Source organism: Glutamicibacter sp. AGC84 (assembly GCF_053543575.1).
This window is the reverse complement of the sequence record NZ_JBLVOC010000011.1, coordinates 58,708-59,981: the sequence shown is the minus strand read 5'-3', so window position 1 is coordinate 59,981 and position 1,274 is coordinate 58,708. Positions and strand designations below refer to the sequence as shown.

The 1,274-nt window shown below is 65.4% G+C and carries 1 protein-coding gene; it reads left to right on the top strand.

Features of this window, described 5'->3' with window-relative positions; genetic code table 11:
* Positions 1-140: 140 nt before the first annotated feature.
* Positions 141-1,214 (top strand): peptide chain release factor 1, encoded by a 1,074-nt coding sequence (gene prfA / locus ACNPN0_RS07175; protein WP_105658405.1) that lies wholly within the window; start codon positions 141-143, stop codon positions 1,212-1,214.
* Positions 1,215-1,274: the final 60 nt, after the last annotated feature.

The window sequence follows — 1,274 nt, the reverse complement described above, 5'->3', positions numbered from 1 at the left end:
CCCCCACGCCATCGGCGCGTAGTGACACCTCGCACGCCGGCCCCGGCCGGCGCAGCGTTTAGAATTGAATTCCAGCAGTGCCCCAGCCGCAATAGCCGGCGGCACTGCGCGGAAAACGCCAACAAGGAAGCACACCCACCATGTTCGAGTCCGTCAAGTCGCTACTAGAAGAGCATGCCGCAATCCAGGCGCAGCTCTCGGATCCAGCGGTGTACGCCGACCAGGCGCTGGCCCGCAAGCTCGGCCGCCGCTCGGCACAGCTGAACGGCATCGTCGAGGCCTACAACAAGTGGCACGCCGCCACCGAGGACCTGGAAGCAGCCAAGGAAATGGCTGACGAGGATCCGGACTTCGCAGAAGAGGTGGAAACCCTCACCGCCGCCCTGCCAGAGCTCGAGGAGAAGCTGCGCCGCCTGCTGATCCCGCGCGACGAGAACGACGGCCGCGACGTAATCCTCGAAGTCAAGGGCGGCGAGGGCGGCGACGAAGCAGCGCTGTTCGCTGCCGACCTGCTGCGCATGTACACCCGTTTCGCCGAGCACAAGGGCTGGAAGGTGGAGATGATCTCCTTCAACGAGTCCGACCTCGGCGGCTACAAGGACGCCCAGGTTGCCATCAAGGGCAAATCGAACGACCCGGCCGAAGGCGTCTACGCCCAGCTGAAGTTCGAAGGCGGCGTGCACCGCGTGCAGCGCGTGCCGGTCACCGAATCACAGGGCCGCATCCACACCTCGGCTGCCGGCGTGCTGGTCCTGCCCGAGGTGGACGAGCCCGAAGAAGTCGACATCCACCAGAACGACCTGAAGATCGACGTCTACCGTTCCTCGGGCCCCGGCGGCCAGTCGGTGAACACCACCGACTCCGCGGTGCGCATTACCCACCTGCCCACCGGCATCGTGGTGGCCATGCAGAACGAGAAGTCGCAGATCCAGAACCGCGAAGCCGCGATGCGCGTGCTGCGTTCGCGCCTGCTGGCCCACCAGCAGGAGATCATCGACAAGGAGAACTCGGCCCAGCGTGCAAGCCAGATCCGCACCATGGACCGCTCCGAGCGCATCCGCACCTACAACTACCCGGAAAACCGCATTGCCGACCACCGCACCGGCTACAAGGCCTACAACCTTGACGCCGTGATGGACGGGGACCTGCAGCCGGTGGTTGAATCCTGCATCCAGATGGACGAGGAAGAGCGCTTGGCAGCGCTGGGCGAGTAACGACGCCTTGGAAGAACTCACTGCCGTACGCCGCCAGGCGATTGCGGCGCTGGCCGACGC

Excerpts from the sequence above, each read along its gene's own strand:
- prfA (WP_105658405.1), top strand. The coding sequence starts at position 141 with ATGTTCGAGTCCGTCAAGTCGCTACTAGAAGAGCATGCCGCAATCCAG.